The sequence below is a fragment of the Moorena sp. SIO3E8 genome (assembly GCF_010692445.1).
GTDB classification, from domain to species: Bacteria; Cyanobacteriota; Cyanobacteriia; order Cyanobacteriales; family Coleofasciculaceae; genus Moorena; species Moorena bouillonii.
Genome location: NZ_JAAHHM010000136.1, coordinates 1 through 16,265 on the forward strand (window position 1 = coordinate 1; position 16,265 = coordinate 16,265).

General features: G+C 45.1%; 17 protein-coding genes and 4 pseudogenes. 6 read left to right on the top strand and 15 right to left on the bottom strand.

The window, feature by feature from the left end; all coding sequences use genetic code 11:
* Window positions 1-232 precede the first annotated feature (232 nt).
* Window positions 233-472 (top strand): hypothetical protein, encoded by a 240-nt coding sequence (locus tag F6K46_RS32170; protein ID WP_075902506.1) that lies wholly within the window; start codon window positions 233-235, stop codon window positions 470-472.
* Window positions 473-786: 314 nt separating this feature from the next.
* On the opposite strand, the gene F6K46_RS32175 is transcribed toward F6K46_RS32170, so the two are convergent.
* The gene (locus tag F6K46_RS32175; protein ID WP_293065559.1) at window positions 787-954 is read right to left on the bottom strand and encodes a hypothetical protein; all 168 of its coding nucleotides are present in this window, start codon (window positions 952-954) and stop codon (window positions 787-789) included.
* Window positions 955-1,298: 344 nt separating this feature from the next.
* Here F6K46_RS32175 and F6K46_RS32180 point away from each other — a divergent pair.
* From F6K46_RS32180 to F6K46_RS32190, 3 genes and pseudogenes are all read left to right on the top strand, one after another.
* Window positions 1,299-1,419, top strand: a pseudogene (locus tag F6K46_RS32180) (transposase); the annotation flags it as partial.
* Between the two features lie 758 nt (window positions 1,420-2,177).
* Window positions 2,178-2,339: a hypothetical protein gene (locus tag F6K46_RS32185; RefSeq protein ID WP_293065562.1), complete on the top strand. Its 162-nt coding sequence runs from the start codon at window positions 2,178-2,180 to the stop codon at window positions 2,337-2,339.
* A gap of 78 nt (window positions 2,340-2,417) precedes the next feature.
* Window positions 2,418-2,975 (top strand): pentapeptide repeat-containing protein, encoded by a 558-nt coding sequence (locus F6K46_RS32190; protein WP_293065564.1) that lies wholly within the window; start codon window positions 2,418-2,420, stop codon window positions 2,973-2,975.
* 219 nt (window positions 2,976-3,194) lie between these two features.
* Here the strand turns inward: F6K46_RS32190 and F6K46_RS32195 are convergent, their stop codons facing one another.
* From F6K46_RS32195 to F6K46_RS32235, 9 genes are all read right to left on the bottom strand, one after another.
* Window positions 3,195-3,368 carry a hypothetical protein gene (locus tag F6K46_RS32195; RefSeq protein WP_293065566.1) on the bottom strand — a complete coding sequence of 58 codons (174 nt, stop codon included), beginning with the start codon at window positions 3,366-3,368 and terminating at the stop codon, window positions 3,195-3,197.
* 146 nt (window positions 3,369-3,514) lie between these two features.
* Window positions 3,515-6,112 (bottom strand): leucine--tRNA ligase, encoded by a 2,598-nt coding sequence (gene leuS, locus F6K46_RS32200; RefSeq protein ID WP_293065568.1) that lies wholly within the window; start codon window positions 6,110-6,112, stop codon window positions 3,515-3,517.
* 268 nt (window positions 6,113-6,380) lie between these two features.
* On the bottom strand, window positions 6,381-6,515 hold the full coding sequence (locus F6K46_RS32205) for a hypothetical protein (protein ID WP_269087071.1): 135 nt from the start codon (window positions 6,513-6,515) through the stop codon (window positions 6,381-6,383).
* A 134-nt stretch (window positions 6,516-6,649) separates the two neighbouring features.
* Window positions 6,650-6,892, bottom strand: coding sequence for a hypothetical protein (locus F6K46_RS32210; RefSeq protein WP_293065571.1), 243 nt, complete (start codon window positions 6,890-6,892; stop codon window positions 6,650-6,652).
* Entirely contained in the window at window positions 6,889-7,155 is a 267-nt protein-coding gene (locus F6K46_RS32215) for a hypothetical protein (protein WP_293065573.1), read from the bottom strand. The genes F6K46_RS32210 and F6K46_RS32215 overlap by 4 nt, the downstream gene beginning before the upstream one ends.
* Window positions 7,155-7,985 carry a class I SAM-dependent methyltransferase gene (locus F6K46_RS32220; protein WP_293117733.1) on the bottom strand — a complete coding sequence of 277 codons (831 nt, stop codon included), beginning with the start codon at window positions 7,983-7,985 and terminating at the stop codon, window positions 7,155-7,157. The genes F6K46_RS32215 and F6K46_RS32220 overlap by 1 nt, the downstream gene beginning before the upstream one ends.
* Window positions 7,986-8,152: 167 nt before the next feature.
* The gene (locus F6K46_RS32225) at window positions 8,153-9,124 is read right to left on the bottom strand and encodes a protochlorophyllide reductase (protein ID WP_293065579.1); all 972 of its coding nucleotides are present in this window, start codon (window positions 9,122-9,124) and stop codon (window positions 8,153-8,155) included.
* 500 nt (window positions 9,125-9,624) lie between these two features.
* Window positions 9,625-10,431, bottom strand: coding sequence for a uroporphyrinogen-III C-methyltransferase (gene cobA, locus F6K46_RS32230; protein WP_293065582.1), 807 nt, complete (start codon window positions 10,429-10,431; stop codon window positions 9,625-9,627).
* On the bottom strand, window positions 10,428-11,303 hold the full coding sequence (locus F6K46_RS32235) for a CbiX/SirB N-terminal domain-containing protein (RefSeq protein WP_293065585.1): 876 nt from the start codon (window positions 11,301-11,303) through the stop codon (window positions 10,428-10,430). The genes cobA and F6K46_RS32235 overlap by 4 nt, the downstream gene beginning before the upstream one ends.
* Window positions 11,304-11,471: 168 nt before the next feature.
* On the opposite strand from F6K46_RS32235, the gene F6K46_RS32240 reads away from it, so the two are divergent.
* A complete protein-coding gene (locus tag F6K46_RS32240) occupies window positions 11,472-11,630 on the top strand; it encodes a hypothetical protein (protein ID WP_293065589.1) in 159 nt (52 codons plus the stop codon).
* 343 nt (window positions 11,631-11,973) lie between these two features.
* Here the strand turns inward: F6K46_RS32240 and F6K46_RS32245 are convergent, their stop codons facing one another.
* The 5 genes and pseudogenes from F6K46_RS32245 to F6K46_RS32265 form a co-directional block, all read right to left on the bottom strand.
* Complete coding sequence (locus F6K46_RS32245; RefSeq protein ID WP_366510824.1) at window positions 11,974-12,648, bottom strand: hypothetical protein; 675 nt, start codon at window positions 12,646-12,648, stop codon at window positions 11,974-11,976.
* 5 nt (window positions 12,649-12,653) lie between these two features.
* Window positions 12,654-13,748, bottom strand: a pseudogene (locus F6K46_RS32250) (B12-binding domain-containing radical SAM protein); the annotation flags it as partial.
* Window positions 13,749-14,207: 459 nt separating this feature from the next.
* Window positions 14,208-14,690: pseudogene (locus F6K46_RS32255) on the bottom strand (cobalamin-dependent protein); the annotation flags it as partial.
* A 164-nt stretch (window positions 14,691-14,854) separates the two neighbouring features.
* Complete coding sequence (locus F6K46_RS32260) at window positions 14,855-15,037, bottom strand: hypothetical protein (protein WP_293065591.1); 183 nt, start codon at window positions 15,035-15,037, stop codon at window positions 14,855-14,857.
* A 75-nt stretch (window positions 15,038-15,112) separates the two neighbouring features.
* On the bottom strand, window positions 15,113-15,349 hold the full coding sequence (locus F6K46_RS32265; RefSeq protein ID WP_293065594.1) for a hypothetical protein: 237 nt from the start codon (window positions 15,347-15,349) through the stop codon (window positions 15,113-15,115).
* A 293-nt stretch (window positions 15,350-15,642) separates the two neighbouring features.
* Here F6K46_RS32265 and F6K46_RS32270 point away from each other — a divergent pair.
* Window positions 15,643-15,792, top strand: a pseudogene (locus F6K46_RS32270) (Uma2 family endonuclease); the annotation flags it as partial.
* Window positions 15,793-16,265: the final 473 nt, after the last annotated feature.

A 16,265-nucleotide genomic window follows, 5' to 3' on the forward strand; every position in this document is an offset into this window, starting at 1 on the left:
TTTCCCCAAGGGAATCTCTAGATCTGGCTCAGGGATGAACTCCCAGAGATTTATCACGATCAATACTTTGCGGACTTGTTAAGCAGCATGGTTCGTCATTGATTAGTGCAGGACAATTAGCCCTGGTCAGCGTGATGCAATTTCTGGAAAACTTACCAGACCGTCAGGCGGCAGATGCAGTCATTTGTCGGTAGAACAGGAAATATGCCTTGGGTTTGGAGGAACGAAGATAGTGGCGCGTGACCATACAGGCAAGCGTGAATTTCGCAATCGTTTGGTAGAGGGAGGAGCAGGAGACAGACTATTAAATCAGTTACTCAGCCAACTCAAAGCAGGGGGATGGATTAAGGAATTAGTTAAACAACGCAGTGACTCAACCCAAGTGCTTGCAACCCTGCGAGAATTGAACCGTCTTGAAGCGGTCGGGGAAATGCAAGAGAGATCAAACCCGCACTTGGCTAGAACGTCTTGATAATCGTCGAGATACGCCCATTATAGCGCTACGCGCAAGTGAGAAGTCAGAAGTCAGAAGTCAGAAGTAAGCTATGATTAAGTTTCGGAGTTTAGTAATGTCCTAATCTTAATGGGTAGTGCTATAAAACCCATCGAGTTTACCAAATCCATATGCCCTTGATGGTTCCGTACTTTAGTTGTGTACTCCCTCCCCCAAGGCTCCCCGGACTTTGACCTTACAACCTATAGCTCAGCCAACTTGCTTTACTACAAGCCCAGCAGCAAGCCTCACCACAATGGTGGGAACTGAGGGGGTGACAACAAGGCATTAAACTAGACAGGGTATGGGGTGACCGGGTGTGGGGTGTGGGGAAAATAGAAGCGATGCAGCTTCGGAACAGGGGAGGCAGTGCGGTCTTGGGGGTCTCCCCCACTCGCGCTTTGCTTGGCTGACAGCGATGCAGCGCCGCCAAAGGGGGTTTCCCCCATGAGCGACTGCATCAAGACAGCGAATTTGGAGTGAGCCATTGGATAACAATCGCTCCGAAACCTGATTTAACCGTCCCGTCGCCACTCCGCCAGCTCCTGATTTTTCCCCTCCTGGGAGGGGTTAGGGCGTGTCTTCAAACTTGGAGATCCCCCTAAATCCCCCTTAAAAAAAGGGGGACTTTGAGTATGGCTCCCCCCTTCCGCGCGGGGGGCTGGGGGGGATCATAATCTTGCGGAAAACTTTGAAAACACGCCCTAGGGGTGGGTTCCCTACACCCATCACCCCACACCCGGTCACCCCGTAAAGCTTTTAAGGCTGTTTGTCACCCCGTCAGTGGTGGGAATATTACGGCCTCCGGGCAGGCATTGAAGGAACGATTTCTCAAGCTGTTACTGGCGTATGTTACCGACACAGCCGCTACCCTTGGACTAGCCAAAACCCATTTGCAACATGTCATAACTGCAACGGCTATCAATCAAAGCACTTCTGTTGGCTTGGGTTCAAGGGATTCCTCTCCCTGGTACTCGCATTTCTAGCAATGAGCTCTAAATACTGTCCCAGGCTAATGTTGCACAATATTTCGCCACCAGCATCACCCCGTAACGCACCACCGGGTCAAACAGCTTTTAGCTAAGACTGCTCTTTAGCCCCACACCGAACATGCGCAGCATGAGTGTGGGAACGAAGTTACCGCAAGAATAGGGCAGCCTTTATGGTTGGTCGGCTATGGGTAAAAGGGTTAAAACTTTGAGGCGCGACCCATGGCGAATTTAATTCGCCGTCGCGAAAGCGCGCCTCCATGATTAAGGCTGCCCTATTAATCAGGTTTCATCTCCGGGATGAATCGCGGACAGGATCTTTAATGGTTTTGAGATCGTCTATAATCAAAGTAGTAGGAAAGACAAATTAAGAGCTAACCGCCACCTACGTGCTTAAAAATAGAACTTATTGTATTGTTCCGGCTCGGAGACGAAACCTTAGGATAGTGGAGCCTTAATCATAAAGTTTTAACCAAAGGTGCGCTCTTCTTCGTCGAATTAAATTCGCCACGGGTCGCACCTCTTTTATGCATAGCCTGCTAACCATTTTGGCTCAACTCTTTAAGCGGTAACTTCTGACCGTGTCGTTAATAAAGTAACCCGTGTATCCGTTCGCGCAGCGTCGGCGAAAGCCGATACTGTTGGGTGGAGTTGGTAAGAAGCCCACACTGTAATCTTGGATTCAGTGTGGGAGTATGTCACGAGATGTACCCATTGCGATCGCGTCAATAGGGGCTATAGCAATATTAAGCGGAATTGCTAAAACCTTTGTGTTGCAGGCTAAATCATTTCCTGTTCCCTATTCCCTGTTCCCTATTCCCTGTTCCCTATTCCTTGGGCACAGCGCTATAGTTTAAAAATTTTGGGTAGAAATAATAGGTATTTCTTGAACTTCACTGCCATAATACAGGCAAAACAAGATTTGGCCAGAAATTATGAAATTCAGAATCTTAGGAATTAGTGTACTGCTAGCCTCCTTAGGGTTAATCGCTCCTATCAATGCTGAAGTGCGCGAGCATTATCTACAACTGCTGCAAACTAAGGAATGTCGAAGCTGTGACCTGGTAAATTCTGACCTAGCCAGAGCTGATTTGAGGGAAGCAGACCTGAGATATGCTAACCTCCAGGGAGCCAATCTCAGTGGGGCTAACCTTTCTGATGCCATGCTCGAAAGTGCAGCAATGAGAGTTATGAATGGCACAGGGGCAATCTTCCGCAATGCCAACTTAGATTCAGCCTACGCCACAGGGGCCAACATGAGTCGTGCCGACTTCAGTGGTGCTAGCGTAGTGTGGGCAAATTTCATCAGTGCTGACCTAAGTGGTAGTTCCTTTAGGGGTGCTGATCTCAGTAACACCACCTTTCTGAATGCCAACCTCAATGGTGCTGATTTGAGTGGCGCTAACCTCAGTAACGCTAATTTCATTAACGCTGATTTAACTAACGCTAACCTTGATAATGCTAACCTTACTGGTGCGCAACTTCCTAGGTAAATTAGGGACTCCTAAAGTGAATTAGCATTCAGCATTCAGCATTCAGCTATCAGCATTCAGCTAATGGGCTACAGATGCTGGTACTTTAGCTTCTTATGGGCTATGGGCATGGTGCGCGAACAGCTTTTGAATAAAAGAGGTAAACATTTTTATATTCAAAAGCTGATAGCTGACGGCTGTTCGCGTAGCGTGCGCGTAGCGCATTAGCTGAATGCTTAACTACGGATTCTTATTGATGCAGCCTGGTTTCTGAACATACTGACAAACGCGCTGGTAAAGGATAGCTCTTGTTCCTACTGGTCCGACTTTAAAGATGACTCTATCCTCTACTTGCCCTCCTGGTATGATTCTGACACCACAGATAGGACAGACTTGTGCGTTTTGTTCAGACATAGCTCTTGGTAAATGAACCTGATTGTTTTGTAGATATATATAGCGATAAGCGCAGGGAAGCTGATAGCTGATAGCTGATAGCTGATAGCTGATAGCTGATAGCTGATAGCTTCTTTACCTATCCCTTACGCTATCGCTTTTTCCTATCAAACCACTACAAAGTTTACCAATTTACCAGGTACCACAATCACCTTCTTAATCTCCTTACCCTCTAGATATCGCTGTGCTACCTCAGATTCCCGAGCATAGGTTTCTAAGGCTGCCTTATCGGAGTTAGCTGGAACTTGAATAGTGCCGCGAGTTTTGCCTTTGATTTGAATAACTAAGGTAATTTCATCGGCCACTAAAGCATCAGGATCATACTCAAGCCAGGGTTGATTGTGTATTGAGGAGCTATTACCCAGACTATGCCAAAGTTCTTCAGCAATATGGGGAGCAAAGGGAGCGAGTAATGTAATCAAGGTTTCAATGCCTTCTTTATAGACCGGGGAGTCTTTACACTTAGCATCAGTAATCCCATTACTTAGCTTCATCAATTCAGAAACCGCTGTATTAAATTGATACTCCCCTTCTAAATCCTCAGTAACCTCTTTAATCGCGATATGAATTGCTCGTCGTAAGTCTTTTTCCGGTTTAGTTAAATCACCATTAGACGGGCTAGACTTAGTGCTACCATTAGCGGCGAAATCCGATACTAAACGCCAGACACGATTAAGGAAACGGAATTGCCCTTCTACATCAGCATCATCCCATTCCAAATCTTTTTCTGGTGGTGCTTTAAACAAGATAAACATCCTGGCGGTATCGGTACCGTATTTAGCTAGTACATCTTCTGGTGCTACACCGTTGTATTTAGACTTAGACATTTTTTCATAAAATACCGCCAACGGTTCCCCAGTCTCTGGATCTTTAGGGTCATTGGGATCGATATCTACAACAGCGAAGTATTTACCGGTTTTGGTATTTTTGTAAGCCGTATTCTGCACCATCCCCTGAGTTAGAAGACGTTGGAACGGTTCATCAATGGTCAGTAAACCGCGATCGCGCAATACCTTAGTAAAGAATCGCGAGTAGAGCAAGTGCAAAATAGCATGTTCGATTCCCCCTACATACTGATCCACTCCCATCCAATCATTGGTTTTGTTGGAATCAAACACAGCGGAGTCATTCTTGGCATCGGGATAACGTAAGAAATACCAGGAGGAATCGATAAAGGTATCCATGGTATCAGTTTCCCGTTTAGCTGGTGTACCGCAATTGGGACAAGGTACATTAACCCAACTGTCTAATTGAGCCAAGGGAGAAAGACCACGTCCGCTAAAGTCCACATCTTCTGGTAACTCTACTGGCAGGTCTTGGTCTGGCACTGCCACTGCGCCGCAGTTAGGACAATGAATCACAGGGATCGGGGCACCCCAGTAACGCTGGCGAGAGATTAACCAATCTCGGAGGCGATATTGCACTCGGGCTTTCCCCCAGCCCTGTTGTTCAGCATACTCAATAATCCCGGTCTTGGCCTTGACGGAATCCATGCCATTGAATTGGTCAGAATTCACTACAATGCCCGGTTCCGTGTAAGCCGCTTCTAGAGGAGTGTCATTAACTGTTTCGACATCATCTGAAGTTGGGACAATCACCACTTTGATGGGTAATTGCTTTTCCTGGGCAAACTTAAAGTCTCTGGTATCATGAGCTGGTACTCCCATCACGGCACCAGTACCATACTCATACAGCACATAGTCAGCAATCAAGATTGGGATCTCGTCCCCAGTGAAGGGATTAATGGCTTTACCACCAGTGGGAATCCCTCGCTTGGGTTTATCTTCTGCTGTCCGTTCTAGTTCACTTTGGTTACTAACTTCCTCGATGAAGGCTTCAACTGCAGCCTTTTGGTCAGGGGTAGTGACTTTTGCGGTCAACGGATGTTCCGGTGCTAGCACCACATAGGTAACCCCATAAACCGTATCTGGACGAGTGGTGAATACACCAATTTTGTTATCTAATCCCTCATCTGAGCTGTCATCTAAGCCAACAATGGGAAATTCTAGATAAGCACCAACAGATTTACCAATCCAGTTGGCCTGCATCAGCTTCACCCGTTCTGGCCAACCGGTTAAGGTATCCAAGTCCTTGAGCAATTCTTCGGCATAGTCGGTAATTTTAAGGAACCACTGACGCAACAGTTTCCGTTCCACCTTGGCTCCAGAACGCCAGGAACGTCCTTCACTATCCACTTGCTCATTGGCTAGCACGGTCTGATCGACTGGGTCCCAGTTCACTGCTGCTTCTTTCTGGTAGGCCAGTCCAGCGTTGAAGAACTGTAAGAAAATCCACTGAGTCCATTTGTAATAGTCCGGGGAGCAAGTGGTTACTTCACAATCCCAGTCATAGGAGAGTCCGAGGCGCTTTAATTGCGATCGCATTTGGGCAATGTTTTGGTATGTCCACTTAGCCGGATGAATCCCGCGAGCGATCGCAGCATTTTCTGCCGGTAATCCAAAGGCATCCCAACCCATAGGGTGAAGTACGCGATAGCCTTGCATCCGGCTTTTCCTGGCAATCACATCAGTAATTGTATAGTTACGGACATGACCCATGTGCAGGTTACCCGATGGATAGGGGAACATGGACAGAGCATAGAATTTCGGCTTGTCAGTTTCTGTGGGGGTTTGGTACAAGCCTTGCTCTTCCCAAATTTGTTGCCATTTTTCCTCTATCTCGGTGGGGTTGTATTGTGACTGCACAAGTGATACTCCTTGGGTATGATTTCCGAAAATGTGGCGTTGAAAGCCCCTGGCTTCAGACATGGGGATGAAAACGCCACCAACAAACAACATTCTGATTAGTCTATGCTACAATCTTTTGTCGTAGATGACAAAGATAAACATGATCATCTATGAGATGAAGTTAGAAGTCAAAAAATACCCATACAAAAGCTTGGATTAAGTCATCTGTACTGGTAATTCCTGTTCATGTATTTGAGCAAAATTTTTTTTTGATTGCCAGAAGTAATTAATTCTCGTTCAAACTACTTTTTCGGAGTTCGGTAAGCTCCTCTTTTAAGGTGACGGCATGTTTACTCAGTAGCGTCGGAATATCCCTCCCCATACGGATAAAAGCAGCGATGGCGATGCGTTGTTCTCCCAAGGCTTCATAGACAATATAATGTTCTCTAACAGGAAATAAACACAGAGAGCTATCCCCTGTCAGCTCCTGGCGTTTCGCAACTTTTTGATGCTTAAGGGCGATAAACTGTGCTGCTTTTTTGAAGATAGTTTTTCCTAGTCACAATCCTGATTATCTTCTTCTAAAATATCGAGGATAGATTCCGGGACAAATTCTTGATTCCTAATTTCCCCTAGCCCTTGGATAATGTCGGACACAATCAAATAGTCCTGCATATCCCGACGAATCAAATCCCGGATGTATTCGCTAGGGGTTGCATAGACATCATTATCGCTTGCCCGCATATCAACATAGCGGCGTAGTTTATCGGTTAGCTGGATATTCAGGCTGCTGCTCATTGCGATTCTTTGTATGGGAAGAAACCTTTCACCACTCTAGCATTAATGGCATTAAACAACAATATTTGCCATTTGCTATATTCACACAAAATAAACAACATTCCAGGGCGCACAGCGTAGTAGGGTGCGTTAGGGACGGGCGAGCCCTCATTTTTTCGGTAGCCAGTGTTAGGATAGTCCGTACCGTAACGCACCACCGGGTCAAACTGATAGCTGATAGCTGATAGCTGATAGCTGATAACTGATAGCTGAAAGCTTACCACTAGATTTTTTTAGCAATCTGAAGAACAGACAGATAGGAAGTTTCGAGACTATTGTCCACTTCTAGCTCTAGTATTTCCTTAATCCCTTGAAACAAAGATTCTCGCTGCTGGTGGTCTAAAGCTATATAAGGTGACAAAGTACTCAAAAGCGCTAGATAATTATCAATACTATAGGTAACGTCACACACTAACTGTTCCGATACTAAGTCTTGGAATTTACCCGAATTACCATTTTTTGCAAATTTGCTGAGGTTCTGTTGATGAGTTTCTATCTCTTCACAGGGTTTCAGAGAGGGAGCGTAAGTTTGATAGACCTGATTCAACAGTTGGCAAACTTCATGGTTCGGTTGAGGGGGCGTATTCCATAGCAAAATCAGAAACCCATTATCTTTTAGAGCATCAGCTGTTTTTTGATACCGGATCTCTTGGGAAACCCAATGAAAAGAAGTCGCTGCTAACACAGCATGGAATTTACCAGTTTCTAGCTCCCACTCTTCAAAGGTACTATTGATAATTTCTACATCTGGATATTGGCTACAGTTATGTCGCGCTAGCTGGCAAGATTCCTCGCTGGGTTCAATAGCAACTATAGAGAAGCCCAAGTCAGCAAATGCTGTCGTAGCAATCCCCGGACCGCATCCCACTTCAAGAATAATCCCATCGGAAGGAAGTTGGGCTAACTCCACAGCACGGTTAATCAGTTGCTGAGGATAGCGTGGTCTGGCCTGGTCGTAAGCCTCTGCAACCGAAGAATACCAAATTTTTTTCTCTTCCAAGTCTTTAGAGTAGATAGCTTGGAGTAGTTGTTTAATGTCTTTCATCGTAAGCATTCAGCTGTCAGCTATCAGCCGTGAGCTAAAGCTCACGCTACGCGAACAGCTTAACATAAACCTCAAAAGGTAGAATTTAATAGTTCGAAATTAATCAGAATTGAAACTCTCGGGAAAAGCCCAAGGCTGACGGCTGACGGCTGACAGCTGAATGCTTAAATTTCCTATCACCCTAGTCCAACTAACTTTTCGCTCAATTCCCACAAGCGCTTAGCTTTAGAATCATCCATTGCTTCATTAGAAACTTCTTGAACAAAGGACTTACGACCTTCTTTTTGTCGATTACCCCAGCTCCAGTAAACACCGGATTTATTATAGTCAGGATCAGCAACTACTGTTGCTAGTCTATCCCCTGCTAATTCCTGGGACACATAGCCTCCAGTAATGTTTTTCTGGAACAATGGGAATAGTTTCTGGAACAGAGAATAGTGATTGCGGAATAGAGCGGTTTCAGCAACACATCCTGGATAAAGGGAGTTGAAAACTATTCCGGTAGAGTCATGATAGCGGTGGTGAAGCTCTCGCATGGTCAGCATGTTACAGAGTTTGCTGTCCTTGTAAGCTTTGCCAGATTTAAAGGCTTTGCCATTAATCATTGAGATCGGGGGTTTGAATCCTTCTTCAAAACCCTTGAGGTCTCCCAGGTCTGGAGGTGCTGGAATCGGAATCTTTCCTCCCAATTCCTTAGGATTAGCAGTGACAGTTCCCACAATCACTAGCCTTGGCTGGGAAGAGGATGAATTCTTCAAATCCTCTAGCATCAGATTACACAGGAGGAAATGACCGAGGTGATTGGTAGCAACACTCAATTCATATCCCTCGGGATTTCGCAACGGTTCCTTTAATAACGGCAGATAGATGGCAGCATTGCACACCAAGGCATCGAGGGATCTGCCGGTTGCTCTGAAGGCATTCACAAACTGCCGGACACTAGCAAAGCTAGCTAAGTCAATATATAGCGCTGTATAGCTGTCTTTTGGTATTCCCACCTCTTGGGCAGCTTTTTGAGCTTTATCGAGATTCCGACAAGCCATCACTACATGCCATCCCCAGGTTTGGGCAAGAGCTCTGGCGGCTTGCAATCCAACTCCCGAGGAGGCCCCTGTAATAATGACCGTTGATTTATGATCGTTTTCCATTTCGTTTAAAATTGACCGATTGATCGTAACTTTATTAGGCTCTCACACTAAGTTGCGATCAAAGATACTATCTTCGGTTAGAGTTTTAAGCTTACAGGTAGCCAGTTACAGGTTGAAGGTTGAAGGTTGAAGGTTACAGGTTACAAGGTTGAAGGTTGAAGGTTGAAGGTTGAAGGTTACAGGTTGAAGGTTGAAGGTTACAGGTTGAAGGTTGAGGGTTACAGGTTGAGGGTTACAGGTTTAAGGTTACAGGTTACAGGTTACAGGTTACAGGTTACAGGTTACAGGTTCTAAGCTTCAACTGGTTAACTTTAAACCGCTTAACCTTGGCCTTTGGCCACGCTACGCGAACAACCGCTTAACCTTGGCCTTTGGCCACGCTACGCGAACAACCGGTTAACTTTAAACCGCTTAACCTTGGCCTTTGGCCACGCTACGCGAACAACTGCTTAACCTTCAACCTTCAACCAATTAACCTTCAACCTTCAACCGATTAACCTTCAAGCGCCTTCAACCTTCAACGGTGAAAAACCTTCAAGCTGTTGCAACTTGACCACATTACCAATGACTGCGATCGCAGGAGCAGAAAACTGTGTTTCTTCAACCTGAGCCACAATGGTCTCTAAGGTTCCAACCAACTGTTCGGAGTCAGGTCGTGTGCCCCAGCGAATCAGCACTACTGGTGTTTGGGGATTTAATCCTGCTTCACACACTTCGGTCACAATCCGAGGCAGATTATGAACTCCCATATAAATCACAATGGTTTCTGAGCCATTTGCGATCGCATTCCAATTCACCTGAGGTCGATACTTGCCCACTGACTCATGACCTGTGACAAAGGTAACGGAAGAACTATAATCCCGATGGGTCAATGGAATTCCCAGATAGGCTGGTGCTGCAATTCCGGAGGTTACCCCTGGTACCACCTCCACTGGCACCCCTGCTGCTATTAAATCCCCCATTTCCTCACCACCACGACCAAACACAAAGGGGTCTCCCCCTTTCAGCCGCACCACCACTGGATGAGAGTGGGCCTTATCAATCAACAGCTGAGTTGTCTGTTGCTGCAACATCGAATGACGACCCCTGCGCTTTCCGGCATTAATCTGTTCCGCCTGGGGATTAATCATCTTCAACACTTGCGGACTGACTAGGGCATCATAAACTACCACATCTGCAAATTCTAATAACCCCTTTCCCTTCAAAGTCATCAATCCGGGGTCTCCAGGACCTGCCCCAACCAAATATACCTTACCCAAACATTGATTGCTCACTACCTTCGCGTCCTTGATGTCTTCGTGGTTCATTGCTGCCTAATCCCATCCATAATCAAATCCACTAATCCCTCACTCACACCAATCGGTTTCCCGAGATTCAACTGTACTTGAGGGAACTTTTGCTGTATCTCCAGTAACATTTGTGCGATCGCATCGGTAATTCTTCCCTCAAAAAGAAAATATGCCAAAATGGCAATCCTTTTTGCACCAGACTCTGTTAGTATAGAGACCTGCTCCCAAAGGGACGGCTGTACTGACCAGTAGGCCGCCACAGCCCCCAACTGGTTAGCTACAGCCCCCGTTTCTTCTTGACCCCCAGGGCGGCTCGTTCCATGGGACAACAAAATCTTGGCATCGCCCTCTAGCTTTGCCCATTGATTAGTCAACAGCCTCACCAAAGCTGGATTAGCTCCCACGTGAGGCAGTAGATGAATCACCATTTGACTACCTAAGTTCTCTTGCGCTAGAGATACTTGCCAAGGAATATCCTCCATGACATGTACTCCCCGCAATAGGAATAGGGGCAATAGTTTCAATTCCTGACAGCCAGCCCCTTTAGCGAGCTGAGCAAATTGTCCGATTTGCTCATGTAGGGGTATATCAGCTAGTTCTAAAGTGGCTGTACCTACTAAAGGTGCGCTTGACCTTGGCGAATTAAATTCGCCACGGGTCGCACCTAAAGGTTGACCGGAAAGACCGTTAGCGGTTAACAGATCACCGTCACCACTGCTGCCCTGTGGTGAGATTTTCGGTAAGATTGTCGGTGAGATGGTCTCTGTAGCCTTAGCTTGCTCAGAGGCTAGTCGAATTCGCAGCAACTGAGCCAATTGTGCCATAGCCTGCTGGGGACGCAGGTCATGACTGCCGTGGGAGATTAACAGATACGCAGATGAGGGTGACAACGGTATACTGAACTACCTTGATCGAATGTGTTAAATAATACTATCTTCCCTTTAGAGACAATTGTGTATAAAGTATTTCTAAAGAATGTTGCATTGCGCTAATTTCCCTGCTACTGCACCAGCATGATGCCACCAGTCAAATCCTCCAACCCAGCGCCTTGATGGCAAATGTCCTACTGGGGCTTGGAGTGGGAAGTCGAAGGCTTGATCTCGAAGATGAGAGTTGTGGAGGGGCCAGCTGATGCCATTGGCAGTAAGCCACGCTACGGGAACGAAAAACCTATAGTAACGAAAGTTATTCGTTATAGCGCTACGGGCTGGGAATAGGGAAGATTCCTGTTATGAGTTCCCTGTTCTGAGTTGCCTGTTCAACACTTATGGGATAATTGATCGCTATTTATCCTCAGGGGGTGACAAGCTAATTGAAAATATTACAGGGGTTAGGTTTTAGGGGTTAGGTATTAGGTAAAATTGCCTTTGCGGGATGGATTTATTAAAACTATACTTGACGAAGTATGCGTGAAAATTGCTTCAATTGCTGGGAAATACAAATGACTCCGATGCACTCATTTTATCCAACACCTAAAACCTAAAACCTAAAACCCAATACCTATCTAGGTTTGAGCTTTGTTGTCACCCCGTGAGCTATTTATCTTACTTATTGCTGAGTTTAAATTTCTAGTTCACATTGACTGAATACATAATTAATTGCTGAATACAGTCTCTCTAAATCAGAAATTGTATAATTATTAATTTCTCTAGTATAGAGATTCCCTTTGAGTTTACCAAACTGCCAAACTTGACCATTGGAAACAATTCCAAATATAGTTTGCTCAGATTGGTCATTAATTTTTTGAATTGCCACCATTTCTGCTAAACATTGACCCCAGCCCTTAATAAAATCATCCTTTTTGGCTTCTACAGCTACAAAATAGGGCTTTTCAAAGATTTGTTTCCCAAGGGGAGACCGCTTTGCTAAAATATAATCGGGTATTCCAGTAAGCTGTTGATCATAGGTGATTGGTTTATGACTCCACAGCGTAAATTTCTCTCGATACTGTCTATATACTTCCTTCAAGAGCGGAAAAATAATCGTCTCACAAATAGCATACTCTGACTCTTCAACGGTAAATTCTCGAAGACAAAACTCTAAATCTTCTTTAAACGCTTCTCTGATTACAGTGTCAGTTTCCAGGATATAATTGGCTTCAGTAGCAGTAATTGTAAATTCTTGGAGTACTTCGCCAATAGTCTTATAGGAATCGAAGGACATGAGAAAATTGGGAATTGGGAATCGGGAATCGGGAATCGGGAATCGGGAATCGGGAATCGGGAATTTGACCACACTTACTACACTTCCCGCGCTACTTCTGCAAGAGGTCTAGTGTTAGCAAGTGCTGCTAAAAACTTAGCGAGTTGTGCTGGAATTTGATCGTTGACAATTTGGCGGTATTCAAGGAAATGCTCCAGATAGGCATGATCGCTAAGATAGCGTTTCCATACCTGAGGATTGTGCCTGAGGATAGAAAAAAGTTGACCCCAGAATTGGAAGCGGGTTTGGCGCTTGATGCCATTGCGCCAGATAATAATTAGCAGTGCCCATAAATAGATCAATTTTGGCATTACTAATTTAGGCTGATAGGGTTTCGGCTTCATATTTAAGTAGTGCCGATAAAGTCTGCCTAAATAGGATTCTGGTTTATATAATTCCCAGAAACAACTGACATATTCCTGAGCCAGTTGTTCTATCGGGCGAGTGGGGATAAAATTGGTCAGGGTTGTCTGATTGATATTTTCCTCATTGCCTTCTAGTAAACGCCCCTCTTGTTTGAGCCGATCCCAAAGGGCGGTATTGGGCAAGGCTTGTAACATACTAAACACAGGATGGGGAATAGCGGTTGCTTCTACAAAATCGATAATGCGATCGCCTGCTCCTGGTTTTTCCCCATCCAAGCCAATAATAAATCCAGCCATCACTCGCAAACCTGCCCGATTAATTTTCTCAACCGCATCTCGTAAGGGTTGACGGGTGTTGTGGTGTTTTTTGGTCAGGGTCAAGCTATCAGTATCTGGTGTTTCAATTCCCACAAACACTGAACTAAAATTGGCAGCAATCATCAAGTCCAACAGTTCATCATCTTCGGCCAGATTCAAGGAAGCTTCTGTGGACAAATGAAACGGGTAACCATGCTCTGCCATCCAGAGAGCCAGTTCCTGCAACAGAACCTTGACATGGCGTTTATTGCCAATAAAATTATCATCAACTATAAATACAGGAAGCCGCCAACCCAAATTATAGAGAGTTTGCAATTCAGCCAATACTTGAGCTGGGGTTTTCGTGCGCGGTTTACGGCCATATCGCACAGAGATGTCACAGAACTCGCACTGGAAAGGACAACCACGGGAAAACTGTACCGACATCTCACTATAAGCATCCAATTCCATTGACACTCCCCGCCCTGGAAGGACGGGGATTCTTGCTTCAACGGGGTGACTTGTTATCCCTTGCCGGAGCCAGGAAAAATAGAGGTCTCCTCTCCACAAGCGTATTTGGTCTATGACCTAGGTTTCGGTGTGCCCCACCGTACCTAAAATAGTTAACAAATTTAAGTTAACAAATTTAGATAACAAATCTAGATGAACATTTTTTTGATCAAAGACTTTCATAGACGTCCAAATCGTTAGACTTGATTGTGCAACATGATTATCTCAAAACATGTTTTTTACACTGTCTACTTATTCAAGATCATGTTTATCTAGAACATTAATTGTTTTTTTGTTATGTTTTTATCTTAACACGGTGCGATCAAACTGTCAATACATAGATGCTCCTTTGGAGCCGCCAAAGGCGAACAAAAAAAAGCCGTCCTGTAAGGACGGGGCGCGATTACCCAAATTTTTTGGTAAATCGTAGCGGGGAATTGGTGTTTTGGTGACATCTGCCCTTTCGCCATGAGCACGGAATACCCCCGAAGTCTCTCCCAGAGCCAGTGCTTCAACAAATCTCGGTAGGGTAATCTCACCCTCATCTAAAATCAGAAAGTCTACTCCTGCTTCTTGAGCTTCCTCTGCTATAGAGGTGACATAGGGACCACCGACGGCTACCAATTTGCCCCGCCTTTTCCCCTCCCCAATCAGGTGGAGCAGATCGGGTTTCTGGACAATCATACCGGAAACGATCACCACATCTGCCCATTCCCAGTCAGCGTCAGTTTCTAAACTAACATTACGGTCTACTAAGCGGAATTCCCAGGTTTGAGGAAGAATAGCTGCTACGGTAATCAGACCCATCGGGGGTTGAGCGACTTTGCAGCCGATCAGTTCTATGGCTTTATCAAAAGACCAATAGGATTTGGTGAACAGAGGAGACAGGAGTAAAACTCTCACGTTTGATGTTGAAATCAAGAATAGTACAATACTACAGCAGTTCTCAATTTAGGGAATCGGGAGTCGGGAGTCGGGAATCGGGAATCGGGAATCGGGAGTCGGGAGTCGGGAAGCTAGCAACAGTAGGGGTAGGGTGGGCAAATTTTGAGAATTTGATCATGTCGTCAGGTATGATGCCGATTTGCCCACCCTACCAGATCAGGCGATCGCACTTGAATTATACGATGGGCGTACTGAAGGTTAGTTTGTTGCAATTGAGCAATGGTTTCTGCAAGATCGATCAAACCTTGACCAGGGGGATTGTCTTTATCCCTAGAGTACCGATAATAGGAAGTGCGCGATCGCATAGTAGCGACTGTAAGTTAACATGGCGACGAGCAAATTTTCGCAGTGACCGTTTAAATTGGCTACTAATAACTAGTTTATACATCAGTCAAACTGGAATGATTGAAGCATTCTCGCAATTCTTCTATTGCTTCAGTAGCTGTTTGGATTTTTAGCTTACCTGCTTGGAATTCGGCAAAGGAAACCTCTGCATCCAACGCAATTTCCTGTCGTCTTTGTTCAACCATTCGGCTTTTAATAATTTGGATTAGCATTTCTTGCTGTTCTACAGGAAGGGTCATGGCTTCCTCTAAAACTTGATCTAGAGTACTCAACGGGTTATCCTCGACTTCACTACCTTTATTGTGTCATATCTCGATTTGTTGGGTTTTGTTGCCTCAACCCAACCTACAATATTCGCGTACCCACGCGCGGACATTCACCGGTGCGTTACACTTCATTAACACACCCGACAAGAGCTGATTTCTCCTAACATCAAAAACTCTTCGGAGCTCTTTCCTACTGTTCCCTGTTCCCTTTTAGCATCAATCCTATGTTCATAACTCAAAAAACAACGCTATATAATACTATAATTAAGACAACTATTGCTGCTATCTAAACTGATAATATGACCCCTAATACCGTCAGTTTACCGGCTACCCTCGAATTAACTATTGACTTAACTGACGAGCAATTTTTTCAGCTTTGTCAAACTAACCGTGACTTGAGATTCGAGCGTACAGCTAGAGGAGAATTAATTATTATGCCACCTACGGGTAGAGTGGTAGGGTGGGCAAATTTTTAGCATTTGATGATTTCATCAGCGATGATGCCTATTTGCCCACCCTACAAAATCTATCATCTTAAATAAAAATGCTGTATGAATAACTTGATGAAATACGCTGTATGAATAACTTTATGAAATACAAGGAATACCTTGGCTCGGTCAATTATAATGATGAGGATGAGATTTTCTACGGGAAAGTAGAGTATATTCGTAGCCTGATCAGTTATGAAGGTCAGGATGTTAAATCTCTTCGGGCCAGTTTTTACGAAGCAGTGGATGATTACCTAGAGCTTTTTGACACTCACCGTCCTATAAGAACGGGGATTCTTACTTCAACGAGCCGACTTGCTCAACCAGACCGGAATCAGGAAGAGTAGAGGCCGATTCTCCATAAGCGTTTTGGGAGACCCGAACGCGCCCCGCGTGGCCTACGGCCTCCGCTGCGCGAACGGATCTAAGATCCA